Raw genomic sequence first — 22,242 nt, forward strand, 5'->3', positions numbered from 1 at the left:
AGACGCCCTCATGGCTCTCTTGGCATGCTTACTCCCAATCAGGCTGAACTGTTATACTGGAAGCAGCCCTAAACTGCCGCTATCCTATTTTCCTCATTCCTCTGTCTACTTTTTTGATTATGGTCCATTTTTCTCACACGCTCGCTCCCTATTCATCTTCTGCATTCATGTTCAACATATCTTGAAATAAACCTTCTCTTTGGCTTAGCTCATTGAAATTTCCTCTCTGTACAATTTTTCCCTGATCAAATACAAAAATCTCATCCACATTCTTCACTGTCGTCAGCCGATGGGCTATCATAATAACCGTATGCGTTTTCATTAATTCTTCCATGGCGCTTTGAATATATTTCTCGGATACATTATCCAGCGCGGATGTGGCCTCATCAAAAATCAAAATATCCGGCTTTCCTAAAATAGCTCTGGCAATGGCAATCCGTTGCTTTTGCCCTCCCGAAATACCATATCCATCCTCTCCTACTATAGTATTCCAGCCATTTGGCAGCTCGTTTACAAATTCATGTACTCTTGCGGTTTCCATTGCTTTCATAATTTCCAACATGCCGGCTTGCGGGCAGGCAATTCTTATGTTTTCAATAATGCTCCCCTGAAACATAAATGGATCCTGAGGAACGATTCCTATGCTCTTTCTCAAATCATGCAAACTAAAATCTTTGATATTCCGATTATGTATTTTTATTTCTCCGCTCTCTACCTCATATAATCGCATAATCAATTTGGTAATGGTACTTTTACCGCTACCGCTTGCACCAACCAATCCATAGCTATGGTTATACTCCATTTTACAGTTAAAATGTTCCAAGATTTTTCGATTATCATAACCAAAGGAAACATCATGAAATGCAATACACGGAGTTTGATTTCTTTTGGCTTTTTCCTTTTCTATCTCAATATCACGTAAATGTTCTGTCTTTTCCGGGGTGGTTGTTTGGATATTTAACACAGTTGTAATTCTTTCAAGTCCTGCTTCTGCATTGGAACGGATTAGGTTCACGTTGAACCATAAGTTTAGAGAATTTAAAATAATTCCCATACTGCTGACAAACGCCACAAGCTCTCCCACCGTCAATCCTCGATAAATACAGGAAAATGCCCCTACAAAATAAATCAATGCAGTGCCAAAGTTTTGAGTGAATTCAGGTTTTGCATTTTCCACCCACTGCGTAAACGACAAACTAACCCCTTTATTTTTCAACGTGCTCATATACTTCTCAAAATTTGTATAAATATCGTCCTCTATGGCATACATCTTGATTGCTCTGCTTCCATGAAGAACATCGCCAATATATTTACTTGCTTCTGATTCACTTTGAAGCAAATCCCCAGACAGCTTTTTAATTTTTTTCCGCGAGTGATGGTTCAGCAATATCGATACGATGACTATCAAAAGCATAACAATGGTGAGCAGCCAATCATAGGACAACATTGCACTAAGAGATATCACCAATGCCACAGTTTGATAGGGGACATTCATAGAAAACTGCTGTAGAAAATTTTTTAAATTTGCTGTGGGCGAACCCATGATATAATTAAACAGTTCTCCAGATGAGGTATGATCGTAAAACCGCATACACAGCGTTTGAATATGGTCAAAGAATTCAGACCGAATGCGAAACAAAAAGCCCTCCAATCCCTGAAGCATATTCCTGTACCCAATGGCCCACATACTCATGCGAAAAATACAAACACCTACATAAATCAAACAATAAAACACCGCTATTTTTATTCTCATATCAGGCTCAACCGCTGTATTTTGAATGCCATCATCTACGATATATTTGATAATCAACGGCTGAACCGCAACTGCAATCCCCGTAAGCAAAGAAAAAAGTACAGCTGTCACTAAATTCCTTTGATACTTTTTTGAATATTCATAAATTGTTTTCCAAAACCCTCTCTTTTCCATATCTCTCACCTTTGATCTCTATAAACTCACATAGCATAATTCCATACACTTATATCTCAGCCTTTTATTTTTGATAATTATGCAAACTGGTTGCATACACATCAACACCCATTTGTCTCCATACCATGCATGTATATCAATAAATTTCAAACACAAATATATATATCACTTACATAAACTATTTAAGATATATGCTCAAACTTACAGTTTTTCATGTAAAATGACACCATCATTTTTTAGTAACTGCTGTAAATAATTCATATCAATTTTCTCGAAATTGCTACAAAACGAAGCTGCTGTACCGGCAGCTTGACCCGAAACTGAACACACCGGAATAACGCGCGTAATATCCCACATAATGTCTGTCACTGAAATGCACCGACCGGCTGTAATTAAATTTTTGACGTTTTTACCGTAAAGAGCTCGAAATGATAATTCATAAACAGGACCTCGCTTACGCCAATTCCCAAATAATCCCACACTATCATCCAATTTACGATGTTTTGTATTTTCGTCTTGTGTATACACTCCTTGTAGACGCCGAGTCATTCTAACCTGTGGAATTGTGGCAAGTGTCGAGAGGGCATGTTTGGGGGAATTCTTCTCCTTTTCAAGAAAATCATTTAACACCATTTTACGCGAATACATCACATATTGCGTTAATTCATATGCATCAATTCCCAAAATACGTTTTTGGGCTATTCTTTCTTTTAGCTTTTCCGTCTCGAGTTTTTCACTGAATCCAAGTTCTTTTAAGCAATATGAATTATTTTCTATATAATAATACCACGCGGCCGGTATATTTCCTCGCTGAAACGTCACAGTTGATTCTTCGGCAAAATAACATACATCAGCATCGCCAGTTGTATCAATAACACTATTCACGGAAATCGCCGAACGTCCACTTTTATTTTCAATTATTACATGGGTAATTCTATTTTCCTGTTTTCTAACCGCACATACATTTGTTCCAAACAATATTTTAATTCCTTGATTTTGCAATAACTGCTCAATTTCAATGGCAAATATTTGAGGGTTATAACGAATTTCAAATCGTCTTTCGCTACGTTCTTTCACCGTCCCTCCCTCTAACCATTCCGGACAATACATGTCTTCAATGCCATTTCGAATAGAAAGACGCAAAAGTTCTTCTGGAATTCCAAAAATAACTTGATGCCCTTTTCCATCACATAACGGAAGATATGTCGTTACCAACCCAAGTGTAGCAAGCCCGCCCAGCAAATATTCACGTTCCACTAAAAGCACTTTAGCTCCATGTCTTGAAGCAGCAAGTGCTGCTGATATTCCTGCAATGCCTCCACCACATACTAAAACATCATACTCATCGTATACTGGCAATTGTCTTTCAGGTTCAATTATATACATACTTTATTTACCTCTCCCTCTCCTATAACTAATTACTTACGGACAAAGCTTGAAAAGCCATTTTAGTTTAGCTGGTTTTATAAATTTATAAAAAACATCTCTTAATGAAATGGTATAGCTCCACAATTACCGACGTCTATACTTTTACCTATGTATAAGAATCCCTTTTTTATAGTTTCCTTCTCAGGTTGCAATAATATTTTGCTTTGAAATTATCTAATATTGTTATTTCGTTTCCTTCATCTCTATCTAAAGCAATTCTCCAACACTAAAATCACAAAGCTCATACATTCCGCAATTCCAATTTTCATTTTTAATAGCTAATTTTATAGGTATTTCGCCCTCGTAAAGTCCCAAAGCGAGTTTATATTTTCCTTTCGGAACATTTTTAAAATTAAGAATTATTGTTTCAGTATGTTTATTTTCCCAATGCAGGTTTATACCTTCACAAGAAAACAACTCATATTTTGCATTTTCATTAATAGCACAAATTTTTAGCGTATAACTATTATAAGCTTTGGCCCACCCATGGTTTTCAACATATAATTTCATAACAGTTTTTGTTCCGCATACACATTCTGGTAAGTCTATTCCCGTAATAAAATACCAATATCCAAGTCTGTTTGCAATATACTCTGTGAGAGCATGTCTTTCATCAATCCATGGATGAAGGTATCCGTGAAAACCAGCATAGGATGCATGTGCATTTTTTAAAGCTTCTACAAATGCCAAGCCCTCCTTAAAGATTGCACTATCAACAACACGATAATGTGCAAACTCCAGATCAACAGGGGCATTTTTATATGCCTCCTCGAAAAAACATTGCAAACTCAACGTATCATATCCAAAGGTATCCGAATAGTATTTAACACATATAGAGTCATCTCTTGCTCCAATTCCCTTGCCTATGCAATAATACATAAATGTTTTCGCTGCTTCTTCACCCTCTGCACGGCATGCAGTGTCAATCATATCATCGTTCAAAATCAACGTCGTATCAGAAAAATATTTAAGATGAAGATCGACATGTTTTCGCAGAACATCTATAGCGTCAAACGCACATCCTCCCGCATAACGGTGCCCTTCTCCCCATGTTCCATATGTACCTATGTCAACAAATTCCACAAGCGGGTGTCCGTTATACTTTTTTCCAAATTCTGAAAGCATATTCTCAAGCTTGTTTAAAAAGATAGGATCTCCGTAATCAGGTTCCCACAATTTTTCATTGGGATTATCCCATACATCATCCTTCAAACTTGGAAAGTACTCTCCCCTTGCTCCCGCAAGACGAACCCACTCAGGCGTTGCATATGTTAAATATGGTTCATAACAACAAACCCTAAAGGAAAATTTGTATCCATATATAGCCCATACATTAATTATTTCATCAATCCACTCCCACTCAAAGATCCCTTCCTGCGGTTCAATATCACACCAATCGACACGTAAATATAAGTGATTCATCCCAGGGAACTTTTCAAAATGATCACTTGCATCCAATTTATCTCGATACAAAGGGCTAGATTTTCCATTATCTATATAGTGATAATACCACCCCTTATGAGGATTTTTCAAAACTGTTTTATCATCTATAATTGGACGTAAATCAATATATTTTTTTGATGTACTTGCTTTAACATAAAATATATCATTCATTATCATTCATCCTCCAACTACTTCCTATATGCAAGAATATATAATATTTCTTAACCGCGGTTGATAATATTCTTCTCTTGGATTTAAACAATGCTGAACGTAAAAAATGCCTAAATTCAGTGTAGTATCTACCCACACTGATGCTCCAGCCGCTCCGCCCCAGCCAAATTCACCGATGGAACTAAGAGAACCACCGGCAGCACGATCCATCATTGTTCTTACGCCAAACCCATAACCATATCCTTTAAGCTGTTTCCAATTAAAATCTTTCATTTGTTTACGATTCAAACGATTTGTTTTCATAAGATCAACGGTTTTCTCTTGAAGTATTCTTTCACCATTTATTCCTACTCCAGAATTTGCTAAGGCGGCAGCAAGCTTTGCGTAATCAGATACATTGGTGATAATTCCCGCTCCACCACTGTCATATTCTTCAGAATATACTAAAGAATTTGTTTTTTCTTTTTTTATAAATTTGCCTACCATCGAATTACCATATTGTTGTGCTTTCACAATATCAAATGTATTTGCACTATTTGTTTCAAATACGTATTGCTCCGCCATTCTTTCGGCCACACTTTTATCACAATGATATGTCGTATCTTTCATTTCAAGCGGAATAAAGATATTTTTCTGCATATATTCACTGAATTTCTTTCCACTTACCACCGCTATCACCTCAGCCAATATATCATGTGACAAACCATACATCCAGCGTGTACCGGGTTCAAAATTCAAAGGTGTTTCAGCAAGACATCTAATTACATTATGTGTATCCGCAATATCATTATTGATTTTTTTTGCTTTATCCACGGCTTCTTTACAATCATAGCTAAAACCTGATGTCATTGAAAATAAATCACCTATTGTAATGGGTTTTTCAGCTTTTTTTAAAGTGTTATCACTGCATTGCACCATCATATGGCGGAATTCAGGTATATAATCATACAGCGGATCAGAAACAAGAATTTTCCCATTTTCTATAAGCTGCATACCAGCAACGGCTGTTGCAATTTTTGAACAGGAATAAATAAAATATAATTCATCACCGTTGAGATGCACATTATTTTCTAAATCAGAATAACCGCTTGCATATTCAAAAATTTTCTGTCCATCCTTATATATTTCTATAGCATTACCTGGGGTTCGGCTTTTGGCCATTTCATTCATAAAAATTTTTAATCTTGAAAAATCCACAATTCCTTCTCCTATTTTACTTTAAAAGTTAAAATATATATTTGCTGTTTGCACAATTAATCTTATACCTTCCATCATTCAAATCATCCGTCTCTCAAGCATAGATATTTCCTGCCAAAAGCATTATATTTAAAATCAAATACCATCATGCCTATCAAATTTGATTATTCCCGATTCACCAATTTCACAAAACAGTCTGCCCTATATGTTTTAATTTGCAAGTTTTTAATATTCATTACTTTTTCCAAAACATTTTTTAGTTCCCCGCTGTATATGTCAAACAATGGGGAACTAAATATTATATTATTTTTTTATTATAGTAACCGTATGTGTTTTGGGAATGGCGGCCTCCTTGGCTTGCGTTTCAAAATTTTTTATTTCATTCCAGGATGCGGACTGAGTTTCTTTATATCCATATTTTTCATAATCCGTATCAATTAATTGAAAATATCTATTAAAATATCCAATTAAATCAGGCACCTTATCTTTTAACTCATTGTAGGTATATATATGATGTATTTGCATTTGTTGTTCAGTAAGGGCAATAGTCCTGTATTGCGATTCCGCTCTCGTCTTTTTGTTGCAAAGTTCATACGCCTGCATAGCTTGTACCTGGCCAGGATTATTTTTATTGACTGCAATGTTGACGCCTTCTGCAAGCTGTGCAGAAGTATATTCTCCCATGCTTATATCATCCATCGACACATTGTATGTTCCTGCATCAAGATTGGTAATTTTTATTATCTCTCTATTAATTTCATCTGATATATTTAATCTCCAATTTTCCTCAGCATTTTTATAAGCATCTGTATAAGCCATAGGAATTGAATAAGGTATATATGTATATCTCAAGCTGTCAGGCTCACACTCCTTAAGCACAACATCTGCATTTTCGCTGGTCACTTTTCCAGTATCGACATCTATTGCAACATTTGCAACAACATCCGATGTACCTTGCTGCTTAATAAATTGATATGCCATATAAAATCCACCATTATCTCCAGGATGCGTTCGATCTGTTCCAGTAATAATCGGCTGGGTATCACCCAATCCTCTCCTCTCATTAGTAAATTCAGTGGTTGTTGTCCATTCGTCAATGCAAGGAAGATTATATTTTTGTGCCAGCGCCTGTACTCCTTCTGCTATTTTTCCAATTGCAATGTTTTTCTGTGGATATGAATCGGTTGTTGCCCCTTCAAAATCCGTTGAATCCTGAACGCACGATGTCATTAGGGTCAGTCCTTTTTTACATTCTATAATTTTCTTTATAATATCCTCATATTTTGTTAAAGTACGTTCAAGCGCATTAACATCGTTAACATCATCAGGGTTGAATGTTCGGCTTGCATCATTTGTCCCAATCATCAGAACGCATTCATCTATGTCACCTGAAAACTTATCATGAAATATATCATAATCCAATCTATTGTAAACTCCATTAATGGTATCTCCGCCAATTCCTTTATTAACAATTTCAATATTTCTTTTGGGATATCTTGTCTGATAATAATGTTCTATGACAGAAAGATGATATGCATTATGTGTAATACTATCACCGATAAAGGCTATTTTAACATCAGTATTATCAGAGCCAAACGCTGTATCTCCTATATTCTTTTGATAATTTTTAGACAAAGGGTTCACACTGTCTATATCAGCGAAAATAAACCCTTTGGCATATTTCGCATTATCCGGAACGACAATTCCTGTATCATATTCGTATGTAGTATTTATGTCATCAAAAGAATAATTACCATTCATCAAATTAGCTCCTATCATTATATCATTATCATCATAAAAAGCGACAATTACATTATATTGACCACCATCCCCATATTGATTTTTAACTTTAACAACAGCCTTTGATATATCGCCTGAGTTTAACGAAGAATGATAACGATCATTGGTTATTGATACATTAAAAGAAGCCGTAATTTCCGACTTTAACACAGTAATATTGTCTGTAACATCCGCACTGCCTTCCCGGATACGAAAATTATAATCATTGATATTATTAGGAAATTTAAATTTCGCACTATACTTGCAAGCGGTGTCTGAAACAAATTCATTAATATAAGCTATTTTTCCGTCTTGTTTACTTTGTGCCATCAAAGTCACTTTAGTACCTGCGTTTTCAGTAATCCCTTCTATATATACATTCTGAGTTGTATTACAGTACCCCACATTACTTGAAGCATTCCCAGAAACAGAGATAACCATAGCCATAAATACTGACAATATAATACTAATCTTTCTTAACATTTTACCCTCCATTATTTTGTTTTTTTAATAAGATAATATATGAAGTATAATCTATAACATTTTCAAAAAGGAATCCATAATTTTCCAAAAATTCCCCGCTGTACACTTTGCCTTCTTTATCGCTGTAAGAAGCATTTTTATCAAGTCCTTTTAGTTTTATTCGTATTTTTCCTGAAAAAGGCTTACTAGTAAACGTACCCAGAAAAAAAATAACATTTTCTTTATCCTTACTGACAATATTACAAGCGCTCATTCCATCGTAAAAGGGAGATTTTAATCTATATAAATCTCCGTTATGAATTGTTTCTCGCATTTGTTTATATTTCTCTATAATCTGCTTAATCATTTTCACATCATAATCATTAAGTACATTTGGATCGAGTTCAAAACCCAACTGACCACATATAGCAACATTACCTCTGGTTTCCAAAGAACAGCTGCGTCTTGTAACTTTGTTGGGAACTGCAGAAATATGGGCCCCTATTGCAGCTATTGGCATGACATAACTTGTTCCGTATTGAATCGACATTCGTTCAACAGCATCTGTGCAATCACTTGTCCAATACTGTGGAAAATAATAAAGCATTCCGGCATCAAATCTTCCTCCGCCACTTGCACAACCTTCAAAAAGTACATCAGGAAAATTTGAAATCAGATTTTCTAAAACTTTATATAAACCAAGCATATATCTGTGCGGTATTTCCCGCTGCTTTTCAGGAGGCAAACTTGCCGACCCTATATCAGACATATAGCGGTTCATATCCCATTTGATGTATGATACATTTCTGTCTGACAGAATTTCAGTCATAAAATTTATGATATAATCACACACATCTGGTCTTGATAAATCTAGAACAAGCTGATTTCTAGCAAGGTTTCTCCGTCTGCCCTTGATATGAATACACCAATCGGGATGCTTTCTATATAATTCACTATCCTCCGATATCATTTCAGGTTCAACCCATAATCCGAATTTAAGTCCCATTTGGACTATTTTTTTCGACAGTCCTTTGATGCCATCCGGTAATTTCTTTTTATTGGGGTACCAATCCCCCAGTGATGAGGTTGGGGCATCACGATGTCCAAACCAACCATCGTCCAAAACAACCATTTCAATACCAAGAATTTTTGCTTTTTTCGCAATACTTAATATTTTATTTTCATCAAAATTACATCCTATTGCTTCCCAACTATTGATAAGTATAGGGCGTACTGTATCTCTATACTTTCCTCGCACAAGCCTACTCCTGTATAAGTCATGAAAAGTCCTTGACATTCCGCCGAAACCATCTTGCGAAAAAACATTAACAACTTCGGGGGCCTGAAAACTTTGTCCCGGCTCCAAAACCCATTCAAAATTAAACGGATTAATTCCCATCTGCATTCGAATGGTATTGTAACAGTCTTCATCAGCCTCTGCAATAAAATTTCCGCTGTAAACAAAACTCATTGCATAAACCTCGCCATAATTCTCATTAGTCCCCTTTTCTGCAAGGGCAAGGAAAGGGCTATGATTATGACTACTAGCTCCTCTTTTACTGTCAACTGAAAACTTTCCGCCGATAAAATCCGTTATTAATAAATTTTGTTCTCTAGCCCACGCACCTGCAAGATGTATTGCTTGGTATTCAGAACCATAAAGATGAATTGTGCTACTCAAAACACTCTCAATTCTTATATTTTCATTTCCATCATTATGCACTCGAACACTTTTTATCAGTGCATCGTACTTTTCATAAACAGTATAACATAAAACAACTTCCAAACCCTTAAGCGCATCCCTAAGATATATTTCCAAACTTTCTGCTTCTGCATTATCCTCAATATATGTGCATGGTAACTCGACAAGTAGCTTTTTTCCCTTCATAATTCTATACTCCGAGTATAGCAGTGCGGTTACACTTGTTCCATCAGAATAACGAGCGTGAAACGCTGGGGTTCTTAAGTCACTCGAGCCATATGTCGGATACTCCATCGGCAATAAATCAGTGCTGAGATTAGTGCCTTCCATATCTTGAGCAGAACCTCCACCGTCTCTCCTCGTGGGAATAATATTTTCTATATCATCAGGTAAACCCTCAATTCTTTTTCCGTAATATAAATTAATCGGATACTTGTTTTCCAATACCGCAATAATATAACTGGTTTTGGGTGTATGAAGATAAAATACGTTTTTATCACTGTCAAATCTGATCGGCATTCCTTACACCTCCATATATTATTTATTGAACAGTAAAACTATATACGCCAGAGTTTGAAAAATAACTTTTATTCACTCGTCTTGATAAATTTTTTGCACTTACACGCCAATAGTATGTTTTTCCATCTTCGAGGCCGTTAACTTGAATGCAGTTATTTATCGATTCTTTGTTAAAAATTACATTATTAAAATTATCATCCTCAGCAACTTCAAACACATATAAATCAGCAAAATCAGAATTACTACAAGACAAATAACAATTATCCTTGATAACTTCTGCATCATTTTCAGGATAGTTCATATAAAAATCGTCTTCTGTGTCGTTGACTAAATTACTGCCTATATTATTGATGTCAAAAGTTTCATCCGGAACACCGAAAAAATTGTATTTACTTTTTGCCTCATTAGAAATTCTGTAATCCTGTTCCTCCTCATTCACAAAGACATCTTCTTCAGACACATCATAACTTATATTTGCGTTTTTAGCATACTGTGTCATCCTTGATGAAAGCGAATCGGCTTCTGCTACCAAATATTTTATATTACCATCAATATCATTTCCTCTTGCATTATAACGTCTATCACTGATTATTTCCGAAAGCAATTTATATACCCCGGCATGCTCATTTATCCATGGCTGCTTTGCAAAAACTCCGTGATCCACACTTATATCAAGTTGATCAAAATCATTCCATGTAGTTGTATTCAAAACCAAATTGGCAGTATTTGAACCAAAAGTATCCGGAAAATTAAACAACATATCTTTCCATGTCACATCCGTCAAAATATTATTGTCTTCCATAATTGCCTGTCTTGCTTCAAGCAAAATTGGTCGATACATATTTGCAAAAATATTATACTTTACCGCATTGTATGCTCCACCGCCAATTTTAACACCAATGGTATTATTGTTATTGTTTGCTACAATGATATTTCCGATGACTTTTATCCCTGATTCAAGATCATCAAGAAATATACCATTTGCGCTAAAATTCGCCTCAAAATCGTCATCTAAATGGCCATAATCATGAATATAGTTATAGCATATTTCTGAATCAAATTTGTTAAACAATCTACCCATATAGATAGCACCAGCATCATAACCCTCACGCAGCATGTTATACACCTCATTGTAATTGGCATATGTTTCAGTAGCATTCAAAATAAGCGCAGTTGTTGTTGAGCCGCTGAACGTATTATTAGTAAATTTAAACCCGCAAGAGGAATCGGTCGTTGTTTCAGAAACCGTTAAATATCCAAGAGATGAATTTCTAATTAAATTATCTGTGACTTCAATATTTGCATTTTTAAGCGTTCTTGAGTCGCCACAATTTATGGCTGCAAACGGCATATATTCATTTGTGTGTATATAACATTTTTTAAGAAGTATATCCTCACTGCTTCGAATGTACACGCCAGTTCTTCCAATATGACGAAATTCACAACCAGTAATTTCAATATTTGAAGAATTTGATATATACATTGCATTTCCGTTTGTTTTCTCAAAAATTATGTTTCTGAAATTTATATGCGATACATTTGTAAGCCTGATTAAATCATCTGCACTACCCATTACCGAGATTACATCGGATGAACAAATTTCTTTTTCCGGATATAGATATGCTTTTTTACTATCAAAATCTAAATACCACTCCCCGGGTAAATCTACCTCCTCCGGAATATTACATACCGCCCATCTTTTTCCTTCTGTTAATCCGTAATCTGTCCATTTTGAAAGCGTTAATCTGTTTTGTGATTTATCAATACTAGATAATCCGACCCACTGTCCATAATAATCATTTCCGGTATAACCAATTAGGAAACCATCTTTTACATTTTCCCAGTTTAATGGTTCCTGCTGTGAAAAAACAAATGTTCCACCTTTATACTCCTCACTTAATTGATCCGATATTCCGCTCCAAACATTTTGCTTTTTCCCACCTACATCAATGACATTACCAATTAGGTTATATCCCGTATTCGGCCATCTACATACCCGTTGTCTAGAATTATTGATATATATTTGTGTCGGCAACATTCTATTATACGTATTATCAGATTGGCTCTCATCTACTTTCCACATGTTTTCATTTAAAATCACTTCTGACAAATCAATTTCTACAATTTTGTCGCGAGCGTTTTCAGGAAAACGCTGTTTTAAAGAATTTTCAAAACCAGAGCTTATAAACATATGGTCTACTGTTTTCCCTGCACTGAAAATTACTTCTGCTCCCTCTTTAGCACAGTATGTAATAGGACAAGTTTCTGTCCCAGAAAACTCATCTCCAAGAATTACAGTACTATCAAAAAAATATGTACCTTCATCAAAGATAATATTCACAGGCATTTGATACGCTTTTACATATGCAGCCGCAAGACCTGATGCCTTTTCTAATGTCGCCACCGGATATTCAATATTGCCTTCATTTTCATCTGAACCGTCCGGAGAAACATAAATGTTTATAAAATTGCCAACTTGGGTTGCATAACTTTCTGCCAATGACGTCATTTGTTCTAAATTGTCAATTAAGAAAACCTTTACGTATTTTACGTCATCTCCTACTTTTTGACCTGTTTCCAATTCAATTGTAGATTCCGAACCGCTTACTTCTATCGAAGGCATTATATAATTAAAAATCAATTCTTCATTTTCGTTATACCCCGCAACGATGGGGGTCATTGATTCATATGGAAGCGCATATTTTTTTGCAATATCTATAATAATTTTAATATAATCACCAGTCTTAAGTGCTTGACTTATGGAGCTAGAACACGCTCTAATCGTGTAAACATTGTTATTATTAACGACAGAATATGTAACTGAATCACTCTTATCTACCCCATCTATTGACAAACGTATGTCATAATTATAAATTTCTTCTTCCAATACTTTATTATTAATAACTATTTTAAATTCATATCTGCCATTACCATCCACTACTGTTTGTGCGACATATACTATTTTATCTTCAGAATCATACACCAACAAAGAAGCACTTTTGCCTGCGCTCATTTGGTCATCAATACCACATAGATACCAAACCGATTTATCTTTATGATTATAAATTTCTACACTTGCATTAAATTCATTTGCGTATACGCCTGATGTAAAAATCATACATAAAATCATTATTAGTACAGTTATTCTTTTCATGGGTTACTCCTTCATGCGTATCCTCGAACTGTATTGATGTATACAGTTCGAGGATACATATTTTTATTCTGAAATCTTTTCAAGTTTCAGTGCCGACATCGCAAACTTACCACTTCCGCTTGGGGTAAATACAATGTCCGCTCCGCCAACTCCAATCGTAGCTGTGGCTACATCAAGATCCGCAAGATAACACCATTCGCCCTGCGGCAGACCAGTTGTATCAATTGCCAGATGCTCTTCATTTCTAAGCGTTGATATATCCACTTTTACATTGGCATCCGTATTTCCTTTTACATTATAAAAATATAACTTATATTTTGTATCATAACCTTTGGTAACCAGACTCCATGGTATAGATTCTTGGGATGTTGTATAATAATAATCCAGATTATTATAACCGCCTCCCAGCTGTTTATTCCATTGCTCTCCTTTTTGACATATGGAATCGTCATTTACAAGGAATTCCAAAGTTGACGTATCTACTTCTGGTAATTCTACTTTCCCTTCAGGAATATTTTGGGAAGGCTTGAGATGAATTTGCATTTCTCCCATCGGGACAACTGTAAAATAACCATTATCATAATATGGATACTCCGAATCGATATAATTAATAATATTTTTACCATCCACATTTAAAATAACCTGAATGCCATCATCTGTTGGAATTGCACCAAACTGAACTGAATGATATTTTCCTTCGTCAAGAACATCATTTGCTGCAGTAGCAACAATTCCCCCCATTTGCTGCGTTTGATTATATCTTTGCAATTCCAGAACATCTTTTTTAATAACAAGCATATATGCACTTGTCCTTTTAACCGCATATCCTATAAAATCCGTATTCGTCTGCTTAATTGTAATTCCACACCAAGTATCGGCATAATTATCAATGCAGAGATCAAAACAAAGTGCAGCCGAAGTAGGATAGATCTTATTTTCATACAATATTTTTGACTCATTACTATTTTCTGCTTTTCGAACATCCAACTGTCCATTTTCAAAAGAAATATTCATATTAGGATCAGAAGCGGTTATAGGGGTATTTCCCTGTATTCTCCACGTATTTTTATCCGAAAAATCTATGCCAATATATCCGGTATTCATGCTTTTTTGTAAACTTTCAGTAAATTCGAATATTGCATTTCTGGCGGCATCAATATCTTCCTGCTTTACATTCGTAGCTGCAAGTAATGCTTGACTTTTCTGAATAAGTTCCTCTGCATCTCTCTTGGTGCCTTCAGGCTGTTGCCCAACCTCATCACCTTCATTTATTTTCTCAGTAGTATTTTCCAAATCCAAAATTGCATTTCTGAGATTTGTCAACTTGACAGGTTCAACATCGATAGTTTTAAATGTAAAAACACCCGATATACTTTGCCAATGTGCCATATCCCGTCTTGCCAGCCTCTTTGCTGAAACTCTCCAATAATAATCTTTCCCGTTTTCCAGATTATTTACTTTTGCTCTGTTTTCTACCGCTCTGCCAGAATCAACAATATTAGAAAAGTCTTTATCCGATGCAACTTCATAAAAATATTCATCTGCATAATCAGCTTTTTGCCATGAAATCCAACAATCATGAATAGAGATATCCTCTGCGCCGTTCTCAGGATAATTCATCGCAAATGGCGTCCCCGTTTGAACGACTATATCACTACCGATTTGGTCAATATCAAAGCTTTCATCCAAAACATCGGGTAAATTATATTTTTCTTTTGCCTCTGTTGTCACGCGATAGTCCTGTTTCTCGGGATCAACAAAAACATCATTATATTGCGTAACATCAATTGACTGCTCTATAGATTTTGAATATTTCTTCTGCACCGAGGACAAGCTGTCCTCTTGAGTACAATTACTTCGTATATTGTCCACAAGAACATTTCCGTCAGGAACATATTTTTTCTGTTCATTGACTTTGTCAATAAAAGCAGATAAACGTGGATGCTTGCTTTGCCATTGTGAAGAATATACATCTATTTGCTCTTTTTCCAATTGCCCCGTTAAATCAGTCCATGCATTGTACCCAAATATCGCATTATCTATTGTATCAGAAATTCTGTGCTCTAAAATAACCGCATTGCTCGCATTGGCTATTGTATTAAATCGCACATCATTATCTGTCCCTCCGCCAATTTTTATTGCGGCAGTATTGTTTGTATTATTCGGAACAATTATATTATGCTGAATAGTTATACCGGATTGTAAATCATCCATAAATATTCCGTTTGCAGGATACGATGAAGCATAATCTCCGACATAGCCATAATCATGCACATAATTATATTCAATTTTCCCATCATACATATGCAAATCTCTGCCCTGGTATATAACCCCGGAATCGTACGCCTCTCTAATATGGTTATACATTTCATTATATCCTATATACGAATCAACACTCATACTAATCAGTGGCATACATTTGGAACCAGAATAGGTATTTCGTATATAGGATATTCCGCAGCTGCTTGCATCATCCTGAATAGTACTGTTTCTTGCCTCTTGAGACGAGTTATAAATAAGATTATTGCAAATTAAAATATTTGCGTCTGTAAGTGTTTTCAAATCACCGCATTTTCTTATAGTAACTGGAGAATAATCATTATCTTTTATGATACAACTGTCGACTGTAACATCACTGCACTTGCTAATATAGACTGCCGATGAACCAATATGTTTTATAGTACATCTGTTTATATTAATGTTCGAAGAATTTTCCACATTAAGACCTATGCCTCTCGTTTTTTCAAATGTTATTCCTGAAAAATCAATATAACTCGCACCATTAATACTTACGATGGGAGCATTCATACCCATAACCATAAGTTCATCTTCATCTGTTATATCTTTTTCCGGATATAAATATAAAATCTCATCATAAGGATCGATGTAATATTCACCTGGCAAATCCATCTCTTCAGGGACGTTGTATACTGACCATCTATGGCCTTCGACCAAACCATAATTTGTGTATCCGTCCAGTTGAATTGTTTGTTTTGCAGAATCCACGCTTTTTATTTTTGCATATTGGCCGAAATAATCATTTCCTGTATATCCCACAAGGAAAGCCTCTTTAAGTTCTCCCCATTTGCTAGGTTCCTCTTCCGAATATTTGAAAATACCACCAACATCTTTTATATCATTAAATACTGCACTGCCATTCCATACAGAAAGGAGTGTACCCCCAGTGCTTTCAACACTTTCAATAAGATTAAATCCTTCATTAGGCCACTTTGAAACAGATTGTTTTGAATCATTGAGATATATCCCAACAGGAATGGCCGCACCATCATTTTGTTCCGCTGTAAGATTCCCATCTATATGCCACATTGCGTCATCAATCTCAAGCTTTGAAAGATCAATCTGGACACCATGTTTTAATGCGGAATCAGTAACCCTATTTGAAATTTCAGCATTGGTGATAGGCGATATATACTTTTTGTCTATTATTTTGCCACCAGTAAAAACCACATTTTTCCCCTCTTCAGCACGATAAGTCACCGGGGCATTTGGGGTGCCTGAATCATTAGCCGTAAAAGATATTGTTTCATTTACAAAATACGTCCCCTCTTCAAAGATAATATCCACCGGATTTCCGGAAAGTATTGGTATTTCGGCTTTTTCCTTAGCAGCATCAATTGTTTGAAGAGGATATTCCTTACTCCCATTATTACTATCTGAACCATCAGGAGATACATATATTTCTATTTTTTGATTACCCGCCTCCAGTTTTGCTTCTTTATGTTTATAGACATCAAAAGATAAAATATTGACATCAGAATTTAAACAATAAAATCCAATTTTATTTCTGGCAATTTGATTGACCGTTTCAGAAATCACCATATCATCATTAATATAAATCTTAACATTACCATTTACACATGTAATTTTTAATTGGTATTCTACACCTGTCTTAAAATAATAACTTCCGCTTTTTAAATTATCATATTGCCCATTGCTGTTTTTTTTCAGTAACCGAATTACTTTGTCTCTGCCATAAATTTTGAATAAATAATTATTATCTTCATCGGCATAATCAAAATAAATACCAAATAAATCAAGTTCATTAAATGAAACGCGCGTAATAATATCGTAGTTTTCAAATGAACCTTCATTGATTGCAATAACCGGTATATTTTTCTTAGTCGATCGAAAACGAACGAATTGCTTCTCCGAATCATTTATAAATGCGTTTTTTTCATTAAGATTCCACAAGTTTGCATTATCAAATTTTTCAGAATAAACAAGTTCGCCTTCTGAATCAATCAAATGGACTAAAGAATCTGAATTAGAATCGATCATATACATTGGCAGGGTATCCCTTGCAAAAGTCATATTCATAGAAACAACATTGCAAAATACTATACAAATTGATGTTAAAATCAAAAAGAACTTTTTCATTTTTATTTCCACCTTTTATATGTTCAGTCTATAGACAAAAATTGCCTTTATTGCTCCTCCGCTGAAATAGCAAACCACTTTATCTCCTATTCCGCTTTGAATATATGTTCTGATTTCATCAATATTGCTTTCCCTTATTTTTGAAATTCCCTTTGTTTTTTCATCATACACAAATACATTTGCGTTTTCTGCAAAATAAATTGTCAGTGCTTCCATATCTTCCTTTGTCAAACCCTCTAGAGGATTTTTACTTGCAAGCTGCAGTGCATTATCTTTCATGGAATATACATATCCTGCCTCCATTTTAAGCATGCCGCCTAAAGTCATTGACGAATATTCATCCATGAATGTACCCTCACTACAATCATACAAAATATCAAGATTTCTATTTTTGATTACAGCGTTATTGTCTCCATACACAATAACATCACCAATCTCAACTTCTTTAAAACTACCATCTTGTGTTCGTCCATAAACCCTCTCGCTATCCGCAAGCATAGTGAAATGTTTTCTATTATAATTCGACAATTCTAATCCTAATACTGTTTCACCACTATCATCCAAGGTGGTATATGTATTTTCAACAATACAAGCATAACATTTTGATGTGAGAAATGGGTACGCAAATTCCCCGGTTAAAACAACAGCATCCGCAACTAAAGATTCCTTGCTTACTGCATATGCACCTTTCATTTGTCGATATCCATATTGATCTGAAGACATTTTATTAACAGGAATTATGCACATGTTACTTTCATCTTGGTCATATGGTATAAAAAATATTGTTGTGTTTTCATCTATCGTACACACACCATTTAATGATTTACCAGAATAAGTATATGCAGCTTGATCGCTTCTAGGAAACTTATACAAATGATAAACACTATCCTCACTATCAGTAGTTTTAGGCGTATCTATATCTCTTATTGTCATATCACTTGCAAAAGTCAAAAGAATAATTTGCCGGAAACTACCATCATCGCTTAAGAGTGCATTACGCATCTCCGCCGGACTTTTCTCTTTATACGAAATTCCATCGATGATGACATTTTCAGATACGTCTAAAATTTCGATTTTATCTGTTTCCATATATGCCTTAATCTTTAATTTTTCTGAAAATCCCTCAGAAAAAACTTCGGCATCAATCAAAAACGCTTTAATCACATATTCTTCACCGGTAAACCTTGCTTTTATTATTACATTATCATAATTGAGATAAAATTTTCCTAATTTACCAATTTTTAATTCATCTTTAATATTATCTTTAATATGATACAGTGTATTATCAATACAAACGCCTTCTTCTGATATTTCTGTTATCATGCCCGAAACAACCGAATCTGAAACAATAATAGTCAATAATTTACCGTCCAAACTCTCGCCCACGCTGGCAACACTGTCTTGCTTGATTGAATTAAGGTCAATTACTTCGTCAGCACTATTTTTTATCACGACATTATCATAGTCATTTAGCTTATATTCCAATCCATCAATAAATATACTATTCCCTGCTGTATCAATAGCCCCAACTATACCATCTGTATAGCTATCCACAAGGACAACATCATAAACTGAATCATGATTATTATCAACCAACGTAATACTGCCTGTATCCGGCAAAAGAAGATTTTCCCCAAAAAGATCCGACGATTTTACGGGCATACCATTATACACAGCAATAAAACCATTTTTTAAATTAACTTTTCTTTCTTTTTGTTCATGCAAATCCAATAAATAACTCAAGCTATTGTTCTTCACTTCCAAAAGATATTTCGCGTTAATTTTTATCTCGTCCGTACGGTCAACATAAAGATATAGCAATGTATCTTTGTCCTTTTCCGTTTTGTAATATCCCTCTACGTATCTACCAATCAAATCTATTTCATTTATTTCTGAATCATATATTTTATCATTAATTTTTATTTTGTCATTATACCCATTCTCATCAGCGTACAAATGGTTACCCGCTGCATAATTTACCACTCCGGAAACACGTTTCATTCCAAGTCTACGCTCAAGATAATCACCGCTGCCAAATACAGAAACATCCCCATCAAATCTATTGCTAAAATCAATTTTTGCATTCAACATATTGTAAATCAGACTCGCCCCCTCACCAATTGTAAGAGAATTTACATTTGCAATACTTATATGAATATTTAGGTGACGCAAAAACTGCAATGGTTCAACCAAATTCTCATTAATTCCTAATGTACGCACAATCATGATTGCGGCATGCTCATATGATATGGGTTCATTAGGATTGAAATTGCCATTTTCATCGCCAAATGCGATTTTAAAAGCATATAAAACCGTAACAGGCAAATATATACTGCTTGATGGCTCTATATCATTAATTACTATACTGCTATCAGCAAGGGTTTCGATAGGAGCTACACTTATCACATTGGAAAGCATTTGAGCAAACTGCCCTCTTGTTAAAGTTTCAGCATAATCTGTATCTTCATTAATTACATTGAAAAACGCCAATAACGCCTCTTCTTTTTCACTGAGATAAATACTCTGCGAGGCAGCAAAGGAAAAAGGATACAGAATCATCATGCAGAATATAATACATAAGCATATACATCTTTTTCTCATTTTTCCACCTCCAATAAGGTATACAACATTTTAGCAGCCTCTGCACGTGTTATAAGAGCATTGGGAGCAAAGCTTTTATCAACATACCCATTGATAATGCCCATACCCGCCATATAAGCAATTGCATCTTTAGCATAATCATCACATTGATCATAATCTATAAAATCTGTTCTTTGATTGGTAAACGAATAACCGTCTTGGAAAGCGGCTCGAAACAACATAGTTGTAAAATCTTGTCTTGTAATGTTTTCACCTGTTCCAAACATATTTTGCGTAACCCCATTTACAATTCCGCTTTTGTAACATAAGTAGACATAATTCTCATACCACGAGGCATTTTCTACATCGTGAAACACACCTAGAGAATCTTCAATATTCTCCGAAAACAAAAATGTTTTGGCAATCATTTTTGCCACTTCTTCTCGCTTAACCATGTTTTGCGGCTCAAAATATCCATCCCCCACTCCGGATACAATGCCCAGCTTATATAAACCTACAATAGCCTCCTTGGCCCATGCGTATTCTTCTAAATCGACAAAAGGATCCTTTATTTCTTCCACCGTTGGCACATACTCTGTTGTGTTCCCATAAATTCCTCCAGAGTTGCTGCCGGAAGCCCCCCCAGCAATACCGCCTCCAGAAGGTCTTCCACCGCCATTGTTACCATTACTACCACTTACGGTAGACATTGAAACCTTTTTAATTTCTCTCTCCAATGCATCCAACAACGCATTGATGTCGCCATATTCTTTTTGTGCAATTGCAGAGCACACTTCTGCCTTTTGCTCAAAAGATAATTGATTATACGCATCAAGATTAAATTTCAGATTTTGTGCCCCAAAATTAAGCGCAGAATCAACATCCGCTGTAGTTACCGCATTTTTTATTTCATTCAAGGTCTGTGTTTCGTACTTAAAATTTATAATAGTACTTTCAAGTTTATCCGCCTTACCTGCAAGAAATTCATTGCTTATTTTATCTCTGTTTTCCACTATATTCGTATATAAACGGCCCAAAGCTCTGGATGACAAATAGATATCGTCGTTAATACCAAGCACATCAGTATATGCTGGTATCTCTGCAATAAAGGAATCTATGTCAGTCGTTTTATCTATAACCTCATTAATCATAGCTTTTACGGATTCAAATGACTTATATTGAAAAGGCTTGCTTATTATCGAATTTCCATATTTAACATTAATAAGATATTGCTTTTCCAAACCAATAATTTGAAAATCAAACTCAAATTTTCCATCGGGCTGAACAACACCCTCATCAAAATGTAATGCTTGGTTGCTCTCAGATAAGATATATCCGTTTTCGAAATTTGTGACATAGAAAACAACATATCTGTTATTTTCTCCTGCTCCCAGATTTCCGCTAACTTTTATAACATTATTCTCCATCTGAGATACGCATACAGAAATATCCCGAATTTCTTCTGCTGAAACGCAAAGCATT

10 protein-coding genes are annotated in these 22,242 nt (G+C 35.2%); all 10 read right to left on the reverse strand.

All coding sequences use genetic code 11. The features are described 5' to 3' along the window. Nucleotides 1-148: 148 nt before the first annotated feature. The 10 genes from INF28_RS10620 to INF28_RS10665 all read right to left on the reverse strand — a co-directional run bounded on the left by INF28_RS10620 (nucleotide 149) and on the right by INF28_RS10665 (nucleotide 22,187). The gene (locus INF28_RS10620) at nucleotides 149-1,927 is read right to left on the reverse strand and encodes an ABC transporter ATP-binding protein (protein ID WP_226393438.1); all 1,779 of its coding nucleotides are present in this window, start codon (nucleotides 1,925-1,927) and stop codon (nucleotides 149-151) included. 201 nt (nucleotides 1,928-2,128) lie between these two features. Further along, nucleotides 2,129-3,313, reverse strand: a complete 1,185-nt coding sequence (locus INF28_RS10625) for an FAD-dependent oxidoreductase (protein WP_226393439.1) — start codon at nucleotides 3,311-3,313, stop codon at nucleotides 2,129-2,131. A 249-nt stretch (nucleotides 3,314-3,562) separates the two neighbouring features. Continuing rightward, nucleotides 3,563-4,969: a DUF4832 domain-containing protein gene (locus INF28_RS10630; RefSeq protein ID WP_226393440.1), complete on the reverse strand. Its 1,407-nt coding sequence runs from the start codon at nucleotides 4,967-4,969 to the stop codon at nucleotides 3,563-3,565. Nucleotides 4,970-4,993: 24 nt separating this feature from the next. Further along, entirely contained in the window at nucleotides 4,994-6,166 is a 1,173-nt protein-coding gene (locus INF28_RS10635) for a serine hydrolase domain-containing protein (RefSeq protein ID WP_226393441.1), read from the reverse strand. A 303-nt stretch (nucleotides 6,167-6,469) separates the two neighbouring features. Then, nucleotides 6,470-8,428: a GDSL-type esterase/lipase family protein gene (locus INF28_RS10640; protein WP_226393442.1), complete on the reverse strand. Its 1,959-nt coding sequence runs from the start codon at nucleotides 8,426-8,428 to the stop codon at nucleotides 6,470-6,472. A gap of 1 nt (nucleotide 8,429) precedes the next feature. Next, nucleotides 8,430-10,628, reverse strand: coding sequence for an alpha-galactosidase (locus tag INF28_RS10645; RefSeq protein WP_226393443.1), 2,199 nt, complete (start codon nucleotides 10,626-10,628; stop codon nucleotides 8,430-8,432). A gap of 22 nt (nucleotides 10,629-10,650) precedes the next feature. Then, nucleotides 10,651-13,782, reverse strand: a complete 3,132-nt coding sequence (locus INF28_RS10650; RefSeq protein WP_226393444.1) for a right-handed parallel beta-helix repeat-containing protein — start codon at nucleotides 13,780-13,782, stop codon at nucleotides 10,651-10,653. 63 nt (nucleotides 13,783-13,845) lie between these two features. Further along, nucleotides 13,846-18,180: a right-handed parallel beta-helix repeat-containing protein gene (locus tag INF28_RS10655; RefSeq protein WP_226393445.1), complete on the reverse strand. Its 4,335-nt coding sequence runs from the start codon at nucleotides 18,178-18,180 to the stop codon at nucleotides 13,846-13,848. Nucleotides 18,181-18,195: 15 nt separating this feature from the next. Further along, nucleotides 18,196-20,781 carry an S-layer homology domain-containing protein gene (locus tag INF28_RS10660; RefSeq protein WP_226393446.1) on the reverse strand — a complete coding sequence of 862 codons (2,586 nt, stop codon included), beginning with the start codon at nucleotides 20,779-20,781 and terminating at the stop codon, nucleotides 18,196-18,198. After that, nucleotides 20,778-22,187 (reverse strand): S-layer homology domain-containing protein, encoded by a 1,410-nt coding sequence (locus INF28_RS10665; protein ID WP_226393447.1) that lies wholly within the window; start codon nucleotides 22,185-22,187, stop codon nucleotides 20,778-20,780. Before INF28_RS10665 ends, INF28_RS10660 begins: the two co-directional genes overlap by 4 nt. Nucleotides 22,188-22,242 lie beyond the last annotated feature (55 nt).

The organism is Ructibacterium gallinarum (assembly GCF_014982785.1).
Taxonomy (GTDB): Bacteria; Bacillota; Clostridia; order Monoglobales; family Monoglobaceae; genus Ructibacterium; species Ructibacterium gallinarum.

Excerpts from the sequence above, each read along its gene's own strand:
- INF28_RS10620 (WP_226393438.1), bottom strand. The coding sequence starts at position 1,927 with ATGGAAAAGAGAGGGTTTTGGAAAACAATTTATGAATATTCAAAAAAG.
- INF28_RS10625 (WP_226393439.1), bottom strand. The coding sequence starts at position 3,313 with ATGTATATAATTGAACCTGAAAGACAATTGCCAGTATACGATGAGTAT.
- INF28_RS10630 (WP_226393440.1), bottom strand. The coding sequence starts at position 4,969 with ATGAATGATATATTTTATGTTAAAGCAAGTACATCAAAAAAATATATT.
- INF28_RS10640 (WP_226393442.1), bottom strand. The coding sequence starts at position 8,428 with ATGTTAAGAAAGATTAGTATTATATTGTCAGTATTTATGGCTATGGTT.
- INF28_RS10645 (WP_226393443.1), bottom strand. The coding sequence starts at position 10,628 with ATGCCGATCAGATTTGACAGTGATAAAAACGTATTTTATCTTCATACA.
- INF28_RS10650 (WP_226393444.1), bottom strand. The coding sequence starts at position 13,782 with ATGAAAAGAATAACTGTACTAATAATGATTTTATGTATGATTTTTACA.
- INF28_RS10655 (WP_226393445.1), bottom strand. The coding sequence starts at position 18,180 with ATGAAAAAGTTCTTTTTGATTTTAACATCAATTTGTATAGTATTTTGC.
- INF28_RS10660 (WP_226393446.1), bottom strand. The coding sequence starts at position 20,781 with ATGAGAAAAAGATGTATATGCTTATGTATTATATTCTGCATGATGATT.
- INF28_RS10665 (WP_226393447.1), bottom strand. The coding sequence starts at position 22,187 with ATGGAGAATAATGTTATAAAAGTTAGCGGAAATCTGGGAGCAGGAGAA.